Origin of the sequence: Moraxella sp. K127 (assembly GCF_015223095.1) — a bacterium.
GTDB lineage: Bacteria > Pseudomonadota > Gammaproteobacteria > Pseudomonadales > Moraxellaceae > Moraxella.
The window spans coordinates 1-15926 of the sequence record NZ_JADFBZ010000039.1 but is presented as its reverse complement, the minus strand read 5'-3'; the positions used below and the strand labels follow the sequence as shown (position 1 = coordinate 15926).

The following is a 15926-nucleotide window of genomic DNA, read 5'->3' as shown; positions in this document are numbered from 1 at the left end:
AGATTGATAGTCATTCTATCAAGCAAGTTTTTGACGAAGAAAAACAATCCGACCACTTAATTTTAAAAAATTGAGTTAAAATCTTGAAAATTTACCCGATTAAGTGGTCGGATAGCCATTTTTCATGCAAAAACGATTGATTTATTTCTAAAATATTTTTAATTGTAAATTTGTTATAAAGGTTCGGCACGCCCCAGCCAATCCTTAGGGGATAGCCATGAAAAAATTAGGTTTGTCAATGATTACCGTCTCGTGCCTACTGGTTGTGTTGGCGGTTGTGTTTATCGGTCTGTTTATGCTGACCGAATACGCCCGAATCCCAAGCCAAAGCGAGCTTGTCGCCACAGATAAGGCAGAGCCTAGCACCGCCAGCACGCCTGCCACCGCACAGGAACTGCACGGAGCAACCACAGTGGAACACCTTGCCAGCATGACAAGTCTGGTCAGCGCTCGCCCTGATGAACCCATCAAACCCATCGCCATTCCTAAGATTGACAACCCTGAGATAGTCGCCTTAGGGCAAAAGCTGTGGTTTGACCCACGTCTATCCAAATCAGGCGGACTGTCGTGCAACTCTTGTCATAACCTTGCCATGGGTGGCACGGACAACATGCCAACGTCCATCGGACATAAATGGGCAGAAGGCCCGATTAACTCGCCAACCGTGCTAAATAGTGGCTTGGCGATTGCCCAATTTTGGGACGGACGAGCCAAAACTCTGCAAGAACAAGCCGGTGGCCCGATTGAAAACCCCCTTGAAATGGCGTCTACCCATGACCATGTGGTCAAGGTGCTAAACAGCATTCCTGCTTATCAAGATGAGTTTAAAGGGGCGTTTAGCGACTACACAGACGCCATCACCATTGAGCAGGTAACTCGTGCTTTGGCAAACTTTGAAGACACACTTGTTACGCCCAACAGTCGCTTTGATAAATGGCTCGCTGGCGATGACAATGCCATCAATGAGCAAGAATTGCGTGGTTATCAAACCTTTAAACAGTCAGGCTGTGTGGCGTGCCATAATGGCGAACTGCTCGGCGGTGGCTCATTCCAAAAATTTGGCGTATTTGAGCAGTACACCACCAAAAACCTAGCCGAAGGTCGCTTTGCGGTAACAGGCAAGCCCGAAGATAAAATGCTCTTTAAGGTGCCAACGCTTAGAAACATTGAGCTAACCTACCCCTACTTCCATGACGGTCAAGTCAATTCGCTCGAAGAAGCGGTGCAAATCATGGGTAAAATCCAGCTTAATAAAGAGTTCACGGACGCAGAGACAGCGGACATCGTGGCGTTCTTAAAAACGCTGACAGGCGACCAGCCCAAGTTCCAATACCCACACCTACCACCGTCTAACCCTAACACCCCATTACCCAACCCATTTGGGGAATGATAAAACAAAAAATAAGGCAGTCTGATGATTGCCTTATTTTTTATTATTTGAAGAGTTTTTAAATCGACCTTTTAAACAAATACACACAAAAACTTGCCCTAACATCAAACCTATCCTGTGCTTTTAATGCCGTCTTACGGTCAAGTTTGGCTTTATAGGTATAAGGGGTCATATCTATCAAATCATTTAGGCTTTGGTTATCAAGGCATAAATCAGCATCTATTTGCCATTTATTGATTAGTCTAAATTCTGGGGTAAGCTCGCCTATAAATTTGGCAGGATTATGCGGATTGACGGTGTCAAACAGCTTCTCACGCATGGCGTGCAGGTGCATGGGAGCAGGGGTTGCCACAAGCAGATGACCGTTTGGCTTTAGCACCCTTAACATCTCAGCCTTTGGTAAGGGGCTAAACAGACTCGTGCAAATATCCACGCTATCGTCCGCCACAGGCAACACCGCCCCTGTACCAACCACCCAAGTGATGTGTTTGCCGATGTCGGTGTTTTTGTAGGTTTTAGAAGCGGTGATAATGGCGGTCTTGGCGATGTCAAGCCCGATGACTTGGGCGATGCGTGCCATGCGAGCGGTATAGTAGCCTTCCCCACAACCGATGTCTAGCACCGATGTTGGGGCAAGCTCATCGATGATTTGCCCAACTTTGTCCCTTAGCGGTTCGTAAAATCCACCCGCCAAAAACCGTCTGCGAGCCTGTACCGATGTGGCGGTGTCGCCTGCGGTGTGGCTGTTTTTGTGCTGAACTACGTGTAGGTTGATATAGCCGTCTTTGCTGACATCATAGCTGTGGCGGTTGTGGCAAGTATAGGTTTTGCCGTGTAGGGTTAGGGGTGTGTGGCAGATTGGGCAAATTAAATTCATAACTATCACTTCGTTGCATTGTGTTAATTTTTATATAAAATTAACACAATGCAATCCAAACAAGATCTCCTTGGATAATGCAAGCATTCATTGTTTCAAACAAGCATTAAATATTTCATCAATTTCTTGTTTGCTCTTTGGATTATTCTTTGCACCCCTCTCTAAAGCTTCATTCCAAAAATCCAATAGGCTCATTCTTTCATCAACAAATTCTATCAACTCATTGTATTTTTGTTCAACACTTTCCCTTGTTATATTAACATTGTTTTTTTGCAAATCTTGGAACGTGGATTCTACCAAGAAATCATAATTATGCTTCTTACTAATACATAATTCATCTTTTTCCCAAAATAGGAAGTAAGGTAGAATTAAAAATGACTCTGAAAGATTTTTATTTTCTTTTCCTGCAATATTTAAATGAGCCTCACTGCGACATGCCAGAAGTTTAAAATGACCCATATCAAATTCATCCAGCATATCTTGATTAATAATAATTCTATTATCATATCCACTAATAGCATATTGAACTGTTCTAACAATTAAATTATTATTACTGTTTTCCTTGGTAAAATGATAAACACCAAAACTTGATTGATTCGGATAATTTATTATGCCTCCATTTTTACACCACTCTTTTTTAAAAATTTCAAAAAATAAATTATAACATCCATAACTTTCTGTTATAATTAAATCATTCCTATCAATATTTTTTGAAATATCATCAACATTGCCATGATTGATCAGATAAAAATTTTTCACCTCTAGGAGTTTCTTAAAACTATTCTTATCTTTTAAGGAATCACCAAAGAAAGTCTTTGACTCATTGAAAAATTTAAAATTATCCCAATTGTCACGGGGTTTCAACATTTCTGGCTCATCAAGCATTTGCAAAATAATGTCAAATGCTTGATGAGGAATGTGCTTCTTGATTGCTTCGGAGTTTGAAGATAATGCGGAGTATAAAGCTTTTTCTAAAAAATTATCACTGTATATGATATTTTCTAAAAAATCTTTTTTCCATTTATTTCTATCCAAGCCTAAGGCCTCTTTTGCATCAAAGCCATAAAAATCGAATGAGAAATCAAAATAATTTGTAAATATATCATCAACTTTTTGACCTTTAAAAAATGTTAATCCTCTTGAAGTTCCAAAATCTTCTAATGATTCAAAATTAGTTTTCAATAAATGTATGTAAAAATTAAATTCTTTACTCCAATAAAGATTTCCATCATTATAAACTTGATAATCATATTTTTTCTTATTAAATTTAAAATATGCAGAAGATGAAATTATGATTTGTTCTATTTTGCAAAAATATCCAATACGCACAAATAATCAAAAGCAGGACTCTTGATAACATCATAATTTTTTTGAATATCCGAAATTATAGAATTAAAACCTTTATGTCGATTAAAAGACAATCCTGATTCATTAAATTTTTTCCCACGCCTATCAAGGTTAAGTCGCAACATTAACTTGGTGCCATACTCTCTTTTTACATGTTCGACTTCAGAAATACGCTCTACGAAACAATAACCTTGATTGCTTGATAGCGGCGAGTTCATCTCTATCTTATAAGAAGAATTATCCACGATACTGGTAGTTTCTATTAGAATCTTGTTATTTTCAGGCTTTCCGTCTTTTAATAACAAAAAGGCACTGTGCAATCCTATGCCGAACGCCCCAGAAGGTCTCATCCAAACTGGCATATCTTGAATTAGTCTTTTCTTTTCAATATTGCGACTAGAACCTGCAATTTTTTGCATATATTCCAAATCTTTTAAACTAATCCCTGTACCTCTATCGGTGATAGATAACTGCCATAGACTGCTATCAGAATTATTATCATCTGCAATTTTTATAAAATCAATATCTATAGGGTACTGCTCTAGTATCTTTTGAAAATCATCGTGAAAAGGATGTAAATTATCTGTTATCTTTAAATTATTTTTACGAACACCATGCTCTATCCATATTCTCAAATAGGTTGCATCTATTGCATTTTGGATAAGCTCTCGATAAATATTGGATTCACCACTATATAAGTTACTACCCTGCAATAACTCTGTTACATTCTTTTCATCCAGTTGAAATTTCATTGGTTTACCACTAAGTAATACCTTAGATGATTGCATCCGAACATCTAATTTTTGAATGGTTGGCAATAAACCAAATTTGCGATGTGGAACGATATTTTTCCATTGCGACATCTGGTTTTGCATTTCTTCTTTAATCCAACCAAACCAATTTTGAGTTTCAATAAAAGAATATCCATCAGGACATTCAGCCGTAATACTCACAGTTTGATTATCCAGTTGAAACTCTCGAATAGCAAGATGTTTATGGTAATGCGTTTCGCTTAACGTTGGTATGGCAACAGGCTGTTTTCTCATGACAGGACAAAAACGATTGTCATCTATATCAAATAAATCACCTAAGCGTAACAAACATGCAACAAATCTCGGATGACAATTTTCGGTTCCCATGCCCGTTTGTCGATAAGGTAACTCGCTCATGACTTGCTCAAAGCTCGTACCATGAGCCAAACAAATTTGACCCAAATAACGATAGAGACGTTGGGGTAATAATTCGGTTCGTGGCGAATTAATATTTAGGTCTTTAAAAGGGTCTAAAGCAAACTGCTGTGAACGTTCAGGATGTTTTCGACGGTACCATTCAGCCATGAGTTGGCGATATTTTTCTGTACCTAGCATAGGATTGTCATACATAGCAAGTGCTTGTTGCCAGCCTTTTGTTTGCCATGTTTTGGCAAATTGATGCAAATCTTGAGCATTGTCATTGGCTAGCATATCCAGATATTCTATGAAATCCCTATTATGAATAGCCTCTTGGGCTTGTTGACCACTAAATAGCATACCAACATCATGCCAATAAGCCGACTCCAATAGTAACCAAGTATCTGTTGCGGATAATAAATGAATATTATCACCAAGCAGTCTCTCAATGTTTACCAAAATTTGATGTGAGTTCGATTCATTATGATTGCTAAAATGCGGATAGTAGCTGGCAATATTCTCTAGTGCCTTGCCTACCAATTTTTGATCAAACTCCCACTGAGCCAACAAGATACTTGTATTGCTATCTTTGTTGGTTTTGTTTTTTAGATGCTCAATAAAACCTGCACTCATATCATTACTCCTTAATCAATGCTCCCTTGTCGCCCGAAATTCCACTTCTGGATACCGCTCTTGCATAAGTTGCAGATTGACACGGCTTGGGGCAAGGTAGGTGAGATATCCGCCACCATCCACCGACAACTGGTCGTGGGCTTTTTTCTTGAATTTTTCAAAGGCGACTTTATCATCCGAGTGTACCCAACGCACGGTTGCGATACTAATCGGCTCAAAGGTGCATTGCACCTTATATTCTTCTAGCAAACGGTGTGCCACCACTTCAAATTGTAGCACGCCCACCGCCCCCAAAATCAGGTCGTTATTGATTTGGGGCATAAACACTTGGGTCGCTCCTTCCTCGCTAAGCTGTTGTAAGCCCTTTTGTAATTGCTTGGATTTCATCGGGTCTTTTAGCACCACACGGCGAAACAGCTCGGGGGCAAAGTGTGGAATGCCTGTAAAATTCAAGGTCTCGCCACTTGTGAAGCTATCGCCAATCTGTATCGTACCGTGATTGTGCAAGCCAATGATGTCGCCAGCATACGCTTCTTCTAAGGCTTCACGGTCGCCCGCTAGGAACATGAGTGCGTCCGACACTCGCACTTCTTTACCAATACGCACATGGTTCATTTTCATGCCACGCTCGTATTTGCCCGAACACACTCGCATAAAGGCGACACGGTCTCGGTGCTTGGGGTCCATGTTGGCTTGGATTTTAAAGACAAAGCCCGTAAAGGCAGGCTCGTCCGCTTTGACGGTACGTTCTACCGCCACATGGTCTTTTGGGGGAGGAGCGTATTGGGTCAGCACGTCCAAAATCATGTTTACGCCAAAGTTACCCAACGCCGTACCAAACAAGACAGGCGTTTGTCGTCCTGCCAAAAACTCGTCCACGTCCCAGTCTTCGTATGCCATTTGGGCAAGTTCAATGTTGTCCATAAACTCATCCCACAAAATCTGCCCAAGTCGTTCCTTGATGTCGGCATGGTCGTAACCGTCTCGGCTCTCGATATCCGTGATTTGTGAGCCAAAGCCTTTTTTATAAAAATAAGTCTTGTTATCCACAAAACTATATACGCCCACAAAATCCTGCCCCATGCCAATGGGATAGGCAAATGGCACGCATTTGATTTTTAGGACGCTTTCAATCTCATCAAGCAGGGCAAGCGGATTTTGGATTTCACGGTCAAGTTTATTGACAAATGAAATAATGGGCGTATCACGCATACGGCACACTTCCATGAGCTTAATCGTTCGCTCTTCTACACCCTTGGCTCCGTCAATGACCATAAGGGCAGAGTCCACAGCGGTCAGCGTGCGGTAAGTGTCTTCTGAAAAGTCGGCGTGTCCGGGGGTGTCTAGTAGATTAACCACATGATTTTTATAGGGAAATTGCATGACCGATGTCGTGATAGAGATACCACGCTCTTGCTCCATGCTCATCCAGTCGGACATGGCATGGCGGTCGGCTTTACGTCCACGCACCTCTCCTGCGACTTGGATTGCCTTGCCCCACAATAGGAGCTTTTCGGTCATGGTGGTTTTACCTGCGTCAGGGTGACTGATAATGGCGAATGTACGGCGGGCGTTGATTTCTTGGGATAATTGGCTCATAAGAATTTCTTAATAAAATAAAACGGTTATTATACTTGAAAAGGGGGAAATGGGCAAAAACTAAACATTAAAAAACCGCCACAAGCGGTCAATCATAAGCCAATTTATCCACGTTTGGCAATACAAAAGGTGGGTGGGTGCTAATATCCACCAGCACAATCACATCATTGTAGTGGCAATAATGCAGGATATATTCACTCGTAAAATCGCCATTGGTTTGCTGTACATAGCACGGCACGCCCAAATGATAATGCCAAAGACAATATTTTTGGGCGAATTTGGCGTGCTGATGTTCTTTTTTGGTGTGGGGGTTGGGTGGGGCAGACGATTTATTGCGACCTTTTAAGCCTTTTAGACCGTTGGTTTGCACATGAATAGCAAAATCCAAAACCGCATTACGTAAGTCATCATCAAAACTTAAATAGTTATTTTCCAACCAATTGGCAAAAACCACTTTCATACTACCGTCCTTTGCTCGGAGCGTTTGGGTAGATTTTCTCTTAACCAAGCCGACAAGCCTTCTCTGTCAAGCCCTTGCGGTAGTACCAAGCCATTTTTTAACGCTTCTTCTTTGCTTTCAAAACCCTTTAAGCGTTCTTTCATCGCTTCCATATCAAAAACAAGTACATCATCTATGTGTTTTGGTGTGTCATTATCCAAAGTGGTTTTGATGGCATTTAAGATATAGTCATTAACACTTACGCCTTGTTTTTCGGCGGTGGCGATGATGACTTCTTGTAGTTGTGGGGGTAGGTCTAGGGTAATCATCGTATCGTTTCTCTTGAAATTTTAATCATTATCCCAAATTCTGAGATTTTGTCAATATTGAAAAAGTGCTATAATCAATCGCCAATCCACAGGAAAAAAACCATGTCCGAATTTAACAAAACCAAAGGGCTAAAACGCATCATCAATACGCTGTCGTACTCCAAAGACGGCTTTAAGGTGGCTGTCAAAGAGCCTGCGATTTTTCAGCTCATTATTTTGCATTTGCCTTTAATGGGATTGGCATTATGGTTGGATTTTGCCTTGGCGGTTAAGATGATGCTCGTGGCAGGGTCGTTTTTGTCGCTCATTGTGGAATTTTTTAATACCGCCTTAGAAGCTGCCGTTGACCACACGTCCATGGAGCATCACCCCCTTGCTAAAATCGCCAAAGATGTCGGCTCGTCCGCTCAATCTCTGGCACTCATTTTGGTGGCAGTGCTGTGGGGCATGGCGGTGTTTGGATAAAACAAAAAGAGCAAAAACCATTTGCCCTTTTATCATTATTAATCATTAATCAACCCATCAGCCATCCGACTTTTTAACAAAAACCAACATCAGCCAGCCGATGATAAGTAGCGTTCCGCCCATTGGGGTTATCGCCCCAAGCCATCTAGGCATTCCCAGTGCCATCAAGTAGAGCGTGCCACTAAATATGACAATGCCTATTTGTAGGGTTATGGCAACCTTATGAATGCGATAGGTAGATACCGCCCCTAGCACGCCCAACGCCAATATCCCCAAGCCATGCACGAACAGATAAAGCGTGGCAGTCTGCCAAATATCAAGCTCGTAAGGCGTGGCGGTTTTCTTTAAGCCGTGAGCCCCAAACGCTCCAAGTGCTACCGCTGTCGCAAGGTTCACGCCTGCTACTTTTATCCAGTTTATCATTTGTTCGTCTGTTCGTTCTAATCAAAGAGCATGTTATCAATGGTCATCGCTTCACGGATTTTATCCATGGCGTTTTTCTCAATCTGACGCACCCGCTCGGCTGAGATGTTATAGACCGCCGCTAAGTCATGCAAAGTGGATTTTTGGTCGGCAAGCCAACGCTGAGTGATGATGTCCCGGGAACGCTCATCCAAGCCGTCCATCGCTTCTTTTAGGGCGGTGGTCGTATTCTCTTCCCAGTCGGCATCTTCGACCATCTCGGCAGGATTGACCCCATCTTCTAAAAAAAGCTGGGGAGCATAACGCCCATCTTCATCATCAGAGTCTTGTAGCTCAAAGGACGCATCATAACTGGTCAAGCGTGATTCCATTTCTAGGACTTGCTTGACCGTGACGTTTAGGTCTTTGGCGATGGCTTCGGCTTCTTCTAAGGTGAGCTGATTGCTTGATTTTTTAAGGCTACGCAAATTAAAAAACAGCTTGCGGTGGGCTTTGGTGGTGGCAACTTTGACAATCCGCCAATTTTTGATGACAAATTCATGAATCTCCGCCTTAATCCAATGCACCGCAAAGCTCACAAGGCGTACGCCCTTGGTAGGGTCAAAGCGTTTGACCGCTTTCATAAGCCCCAAATTACCTTCTTGAATCAAATCCGCCTGCGACAGACCATAACCTGAATAACTGCGTGCAATGTGTATCACAAACCGCAAATGACTCATGACCAGTAGCCGTGCCGCTTCCACGTCGCCATCTTGATAGTACCGCTCGGCAAGCTCTCGCTCTTCGTCGGGGGTTAGGATAGGAATCTGATGTACGGTATTGATGTACGCCCCCAAATTCACCCCTGGGGCGGTCAAATTGGTGGGCATGGCAGGCACCAAATCCTTGGTGGCGACATCATAGCGTGGTACGGCACTGGGGGCATGACTGGCAAGCACAGGGGCAAGGCTTGCCCTATCATGGGACTGCCCATCTGTTTCTAATTCATGCTCTGACTCATCCAATGCCAGCTCATCAGCGTCATCATCAATCTCATGAAAACCATCTAGTTCGTCTAATTCATCAGATAACAACTCATCAGACAGTATCTCATCAGAAAAACCGTCAAGCTCATCTAATCCATTATCCAGCTCATCTTCATCTAACGTATTAGATGACTTAAAATCACGCTCATCGGCATAATCACCGCCATAATCGTCAAAGTCATCAAAACCATCATAATCATAATTTTTGGGCATGTTTTCTTTCTACCAACAAATCATCAGTTTAAATATCGCCCCATTTTAAGCCGAAATCCGCCCAAATGCTAGCGGTTTTTACAGCTTTTTGTTAGGACGTGTGAACATTGATAACATTTATTAACATTTGGTGAAATTTTATGAATTTAAATTATTTTTACATGAAAAATGGGCGATTCCCTTGCTTTTTAAATGAGTATTTTTCATGGCAAATACCAACACTCAACACATTCTAATCAAAAAGTGAAAGATGGTATCTGTTTGCCCATACGCCCACGTCTTGACCGTCAGCCCGTTTTTATGGCAATACGCCACAAGGTCGGTTTGTGAATTTTTATCGGTGGCAAGCAGATACAAGCCCCGCCCTGCCCCCACATCTCGCAAGGTTACTTTTGCCTTTAACAAAGGCATGGGGCAAGGCAGACGGCGTGCATCAAAAAAATGACTGACACACGCCACGTCATCGGCAGTTATCACATGCTCGGTCAAGGCAAAGTGCAAAGCATCCGTCATATTAACATCATCTGCCACATCAGCAGGCACAATGTCATCAATAAGGTCAAAAACAGCAGATAAATCGGTCATGGCAATCGCTCAAAAATGGGCTTAAAAAATGGCTCAAAAACAGCTTAGAATAACCCATCATGGGGACAAATCCATGCCTTTGCAAGATAACCATAGAGCAAATCCTAGTTTGGATAATGTCCGCATTATTTTTTATAAGCCAAATCGTTATGTTTCTTATGTCAATTTTTGGCATGGTGTAAAATAAAACAGACACCACTATAAACAAACCCACGTCGCTTAATAATTCATCTATTTACAAAAACCTTTAATAAAAATAACGCAGGTTCACTAAAATTCTGATAAGATAATGCATGATTTGGCAATTTCGCCAATATTTACTTTATTTGATAGGATACTCCATGAGTTTATTACAAAACATCATCACCCAAGTCGCCCAAAACGCCCTAACAGGCGGTCAAACCCAACAGCAAAATAGCGGACTCGGTGGCATGCTAGGTAGCGTACTTGGCGGTCAATCCCAACAAAACAGCGGTCTGGGCGGTATGCTTGGGCAAGTGGTGGCAAGTCAGCTTGGCGGTGGTCAAGCCCAAGGCGGGCTAGGCGGTATGCTAGGCTCGCTCCTAGGCGGTGGACAGACTCGCCAAAACGTCCCTGCCAGTGACCTAGGCAGTGTGTTGGGTCAAGTGCTTGGCAGTCAGTCCGCCCAACAAAAAGGCGGGTTTAACAAAAATACCCTACTCCTTGCTCTTATCCCCATCGTACTGGGCTATATCCAAAAAAATGGTGGTCTGTCAGGCGTACTTGCTAAATTCCAAGGCAACGGACTGGGCAATAAAGCCCAATCATGGGTAAACATCGACACCGATAATGACGGACTAGACGCCCAAGACGTGATGAGTCTGTTTGGCAAAGATGAGATTAACCGTGCCTGTCAGCAAACAGGGGCGAGCGAGACAGAAGTCTGCCAAGGCATTGCCGAGCTACTACCGCAGGTGATGAACGACCTAACCCCCAATGGCGACCTAGCCACTGAGAGCGAAGCCAATGCTGAGATTAGTCAGATTCTAAAACAACTGCAAGGTTAATCAGCACAATCCGCCATCAGCAGACTGCAAAAAGAGTGTTACTAAACACTCTTTTTTAACACCCTTAGTCTTAAACCTTAGATAACCACATCCGCCATCTTGATAATCTCATCATGCCCAACAAACTTATCATTAATGTAGATGCGCTCTATGTTGGGAACATGGGATTTTTGGCTTGCTATGATACTGTTTGATTTGAAATAATCTTCAATAATAATGCCATCATCATTTTGCTTGACATCGATAAGCAGATGATTACCTTGTTTAATAAAGCCCAAATCAGACAACATCAGCCCCGAAATCTTTAAGATATCGAGCCCACCAACATCACGAATCGTGTCTAGACCATCGCCTTTGTGATACAGATAAGTATCATTGCCATAGCCACCGATAAGCAAGTCGTTATCGAGTCCGCCAATTAAGGTATCATGACCAAATCCACCGATTAGCGTGTCATTGCCACGACCGCCACTTAGGACATCATCCCCTGTCAGACCACTCATGGTATTGGCTTTATCATCACCTGTGATGTCATCAGCACCGAGCTTGCCCACATATCGCTTACCACGAATGGTAGGATCGAGCGTAGGAGTGATGGGCAGGACAGGCTCTGGCATCACGATGGGTTCACTGCCTTTGATGGTAAAGCTGGCATTGGTGCTGACACTCTGACCGAAGCTGTCTGTCGCTGTCACGGTAATATCATGCATGCCAATCTCTGTGGTCGCAGGGTCTATGATAAGATGGTTGTTGTCAATGTAGACACCGCTCAAAGAATTTGCCGATAGCGAATAACTTAACGCATCACCATCGTTATCAACAAACAGCTTATCTAGACCTATCCGAATCATGGCATCATCTTGGCTTAGCACAAGCGGTAGAGTCAAGGCAGAGACGAGCGTTGGTCGCTCATTCACTCTTAGTGTGAAGCTGGTATTGGCATGCTCGCCCTTGGGGTCGGTAGCGGTCAATGTGATGTTAAACACCCCTTTATCAGGTGCTTTACCTGTCAGCATCTTCGTAGCAGGGTCAAAATGCAGCCCATCCGCCCCTTGGATGCTATACGTCAGCTCATCACCATCAGCATCGAAGAATACCTCGCCAAGACCGAGTGCGATGTCTCGCTCTGCCAACACCATCTGGTCAGAGACGGGATTATGAACGATGGGAGCGGTGTTCTTAACTTCTTTGGCGAGTATCATGCCCAGCAGAATGTCATCCGCATCGCCTTTCGCTACTGGCGTATCCTTGATGGTGATGGTTGCCCCAGCGTCTTTGACCGTGATGATGTACTCACTGCCTTTCTTATCCAGTCTATTGCCCTCATCATCAAAATAAATGTCTTTGAAGTTGGTATCAACCACCCATGTCTTGCCCGCCCAGTTTTTGCCATCTACAATCAACTGACCATTATTGTCCGCATCAATGATGGTTTTGCCATCTGCCTCTGTTTTGATGTCTTCTAGGTCAAACACATAAGTATCATTCCCTTTGCCACCAATTAGCCTATCTCGTCCTGTACCGCCTTTTAGCGTGTCATTCCCTTCGATGCTTGCATCTCTGTTGTCATCACCCCATAGGATGTCATCACCCTTACCACCATCTAGATAATCATTACCATACTGACCGATGACAAGGTCATCCCCTGCACCGCCATATAGAGTGTCATTGGCATGTTTTGATTCAAAAGCATGCTTATCATAACTTAGCTTCACTTCTTCATGTGGCGTGATGGTATAATCACCTTTGTCTGCATCTATCGTAAGTGTCCATTCAAAGGTTATGGGGTCTCTATAATAGGCACTTGGCTGTTTGTCCTGTATGTGCTTACCCTTGTCATATCTATGCTCGATGGACAAGGTATTGCCCTGTCTGAATACAGGTCTGCTATAAACACCACCCGGCACGAGCGGATGAATACCGCCACCGATGGTCATCTCATAGTCAATGCTTGACGAGTTAAATATGGTCTTGGACTTCGTGCCATACCTAATATGCCCATCACCCAATATCACATCATCACCGCCACCACCATAGATGATGTCACTGTCCGCCCCACCTTGTAGGAAGTCTTGGTTTGCACCACCATGAATCACATCATCACCTCGTCCGCCCAATGCCCAATCACCTTTTTTGTTGTTATGGGTGTTGTTGGGATTATTTGAGTCGGTATGTATCGGTGTTTTACCATTTGATTTATACTCATGATCCACCCAAATAATGTCATCGCCAATACCGCCTGCAATCAGGTCGTTACCCTCTCCACCGATGATTAAATCTTTATCGACACCGATAAGGTTACCTTCGCTGTCCTTTTCTGGTTTTGGTAGTCTTGTGCTATCTTCGGGTTCAAAGTCATAAAAGTTAGGCGAACCTGATATAACATCATTACCTGCCCCACCTCTGATAACATCCGCCATATCGCCACCGAATATCAGGTCATGCCCATCACCTGCATCGATGTTTAGGTATTTTCTGCCTGTGCCAAAGATGGTGTCAGTCTTGTTTGAACCATAGATATCAAGATAATCGGTGGGGAATCCGCCTGTGTAGATGTTAGAGAAGTATTTGTCATCTGCCTTGATGGTGTAGGTGCGATTTTTATCAATGTCTGCTTGACTGTCGCCTAAGATGATAGAAAGGGCTGAATATGTGGTGTCTCGCTTGGTGGAGGTAAGGAAGAAGTCTTTGATGGTAACTCGGTCAGCAGGAGAATCAGTAGAAGTAATTAATAAATCATTTACCCCTTTGATGGCAGTATATAGCACATTCCCTGCACTGTCTTTGGCTTCCCATATGCCTGATGAGCCTTGTTTTAGGACAAAGTCTGTGGGTAGGGGTTTGTTGTCAAAGAGAATACGTCCTTTGCCATCAGCATCAAAGATGGTGTCGTGGTCTTTGATGTGGTAAGTGTCGTAGCCTTGTTCGTCATGGAAAGCATCATCTCCGCCATTACCAATTAGAATATCATTGCCAGTACCGCCATCTAGCAAATCTTTCTTATAACCACCAATCAAAGTATCGTTACCTGCGTTGCCATAAATGGTATATTCATCATCAAAGAATTTATTGGCATCAATGATATCATTGGTAGGCTTGCCATCTATATCGCCAGAGAAAGTAATGGTATCAGGCGTAATCCAAGGCGAGAAAATATCAGGCACAAAGTTATCAAAGACATCAAGCAATGGTTTAATTAACACAGGCCAATTTTCCAAAGTCAATAACGCACCGTCTAATAAAAAGTTATCAATCTCACTGGTGTGAATGACCTGCTTGTCATTCCAATCAGGGTGGCTGTTCATAGAGTTACTGGTGGTGGTTGCATAAAAAGAAATGATATTAAATACTACATTAACTGGATTAAATTTAACTGTTGGGACTTTGCCAATTAAATCCAATAAAGCATCGCCTAAGGCGGTAGTATCGGCAAAAATATCAATGATAAGGGATTTTTTAACAAACCCATTATTGTATTTTTCTTTATTTTCAGGGTTTATTGTATCTTTAAAATCATCAATATTAAAAGCCAGTCTATCAAGAATGGTTAAATTCTTACTAAAATCAACCGCTTTGGTAATTTTCTTAAAGGCAGGGGAATCGGTATACTCTTTTAAAATTCCCACAATGTCAGAAAACATCAGTTGAAAAGAGCGATAAGTCTCCTCTGTATTGCTTTGACTAAAACTATTAAAGCCAGACCAAATATTATTAACAGCACTGACAGTGCCTAAAAAACCATCGGTTTGGTGTTGGGTTGGAACTTGAATTTTAGACATAATTGTCTCCTAGGGTTGGTTAAGATAATCGTACAAATAAAACTTTTTAAAGCCAAATATGTTATAGACTTCAACATATTGGACTTTTTTGCAGATGTTGGGTTCTATTTTTGATAAATGACTACGTTTTTTTTTAATAGGGAAATTATCCCAAACTATCTGTTTATTTGTTGGTAAAGTAGCAGAAATTGCAAATATATCAATATCATCATAATACTTGCCATTAATCATAATGATATTTTTGTGGGAAGCTTTTGTTTTTTCCCTACCAACCACATAAGCACAAGCTTCTTTAAACTTGCCCTTTTCTGCTTTTGTTACTGCAATATAAGGAAAAAACACCCATTGACAAAGTGCATATAAAATTAATATCACTCCGCCTGTGATTTCTATCATTCTTATATGTTTTTTGTCTTTTTCTGTCATTTCACTCATAATCTTTTACCAAAATTATTATTGGTTTCTTTCTCGGTAAGTACTTGAATTTTAGACATAGTAGTCTCCTAGGGTTGGTTAAGATAATCGTATAAATAAAACTTTTTAAAGCCAAATATGTTATAGACTTCAACATATTGGACTTTTTTGCAGGTGTTGGGTTCTATAACAACAAAAGATCTATGCTTGA

Annotated in this window: 14 protein-coding genes; 3 read left to right on the top strand and 11 right to left on the bottom strand. The window is 42.1% G+C overall.

What is annotated here, in order from left to right; translation table 11 throughout:
* The first annotated feature begins 217 nt into the window (after window positions 1-217).
* Window positions 218-1390: a cytochrome-c peroxidase gene (locus IM753_RS09180; RefSeq protein ID WP_255518658.1), complete on the top strand. Its 1173-nt coding sequence runs from the start codon at window positions 218-220 to the stop codon at window positions 1388-1390.
* 58 nt (window positions 1391-1448) lie between these two features.
* Here IM753_RS09180 and IM753_RS09175 read toward each other — a convergent pair whose 3' ends face one another.
* The 6 genes from IM753_RS09175 to IM753_RS09150 form a co-directional block, all read right to left on the bottom strand.
* On the bottom strand, window positions 1449-2267 hold the full coding sequence (locus IM753_RS09175; protein ID WP_194109146.1) for a putative RNA methyltransferase: 819 nt from the start codon (window positions 2265-2267) through the stop codon (window positions 1449-1451).
* An 87-nt stretch (window positions 2268-2354) separates the two neighbouring features.
* Window positions 2355-3596, bottom strand: coding sequence for a hypothetical protein (locus tag IM753_RS09170; RefSeq protein WP_194109145.1), 1242 nt, complete (start codon window positions 3594-3596; stop codon window positions 2355-2357).
* Window positions 3569-5416: an ATP-binding protein gene (locus tag IM753_RS09165; protein WP_194109144.1), complete on the bottom strand. Its 1848-nt coding sequence runs from the start codon at window positions 5414-5416 to the stop codon at window positions 3569-3571. The genes IM753_RS09170 and IM753_RS09165 overlap by 28 nt, the downstream gene beginning before the upstream one ends.
* A 15-nt stretch (window positions 5417-5431) precedes the next feature.
* Entirely contained in the window at window positions 5432-7015 is a 1584-nt protein-coding gene (locus IM753_RS09160; RefSeq protein ID WP_194109143.1) for a peptide chain release factor 3, read from the bottom strand.
* An 88-nt stretch (window positions 7016-7103) separates the two neighbouring features.
* Window positions 7104-7475, bottom strand: a complete 372-nt coding sequence (locus IM753_RS09155; protein ID WP_194109142.1) for a hypothetical protein — start codon at window positions 7473-7475, stop codon at window positions 7104-7106.
* Entirely contained in the window at window positions 7472-7783 is a 312-nt protein-coding gene (locus IM753_RS09150) for a hypothetical protein (protein WP_194109141.1), read from the bottom strand. Before IM753_RS09150 ends, IM753_RS09155 begins: the two co-directional genes overlap by 4 nt.
* Window positions 7784-7885: 102 nt before the next feature.
* Here IM753_RS09150 and IM753_RS09145 point away from each other — a divergent pair, with 102 nt between their 5' ends.
* Window positions 7886-8248, top strand: coding sequence for a diacylglycerol kinase (locus IM753_RS09145; RefSeq protein WP_065255975.1), 363 nt, complete (start codon window positions 7886-7888; stop codon window positions 8246-8248).
* A gap of 57 nt (window positions 8249-8305) precedes the next feature.
* Here the strand turns inward: IM753_RS09145 and IM753_RS09140 are convergent, their stop codons facing one another.
* The 3 genes from IM753_RS09140 to IM753_RS09130 form a co-directional block, all read right to left on the bottom strand.
* A complete protein-coding gene (locus tag IM753_RS09140; RefSeq protein WP_065255974.1) occupies window positions 8306-8671 on the bottom strand; it encodes a DUF423 domain-containing protein in 366 nt (121 codons plus the stop codon).
* 17 nt (window positions 8672-8688) lie between these two features.
* Window positions 8689-9540 carry an RNA polymerase sigma factor RpoH gene (rpoH, locus tag IM753_RS09135; protein WP_208854347.1) on the bottom strand — a complete coding sequence of 284 codons (852 nt, stop codon included), beginning with the start codon at window positions 9538-9540 and terminating at the stop codon, window positions 8689-8691.
* Between the two features lie 591 nt (window positions 9541-10131).
* Window positions 10132-10494, bottom strand: a complete 363-nt coding sequence (locus IM753_RS09130) for a sulfurtransferase TusA family protein (protein ID WP_065255973.1) — start codon at window positions 10492-10494, stop codon at window positions 10132-10134.
* 341 nt (window positions 10495-10835) lie between these two features.
* On the opposite strand from IM753_RS09130, the gene IM753_RS09125 reads away from it, so the two are divergent.
* A complete protein-coding gene (locus IM753_RS09125) occupies window positions 10836-11522 on the top strand; it encodes a YidB family protein (protein ID WP_194109140.1) in 687 nt (228 codons plus the stop codon).
* A 77-nt stretch (window positions 11523-11599) separates the two neighbouring features.
* Here IM753_RS09125 and IM753_RS09120 read toward each other — a convergent pair whose 3' ends face one another.
* Window positions 11600-15301: a putative Ig domain-containing protein gene (locus tag IM753_RS09120; protein ID WP_194109139.1), complete on the bottom strand. Its 3702-nt coding sequence runs from the start codon at window positions 15299-15301 to the stop codon at window positions 11600-11602.
* A gap of 9 nt (window positions 15302-15310) precedes the next feature.
* Window positions 15311-15727 carry a hypothetical protein gene (locus IM753_RS09115; protein WP_194109138.1) on the bottom strand — a complete coding sequence of 139 codons (417 nt, stop codon included), beginning with the start codon at window positions 15725-15727 and terminating at the stop codon, window positions 15311-15313.
* Window positions 15728-15926 lie beyond the last annotated feature (199 nt).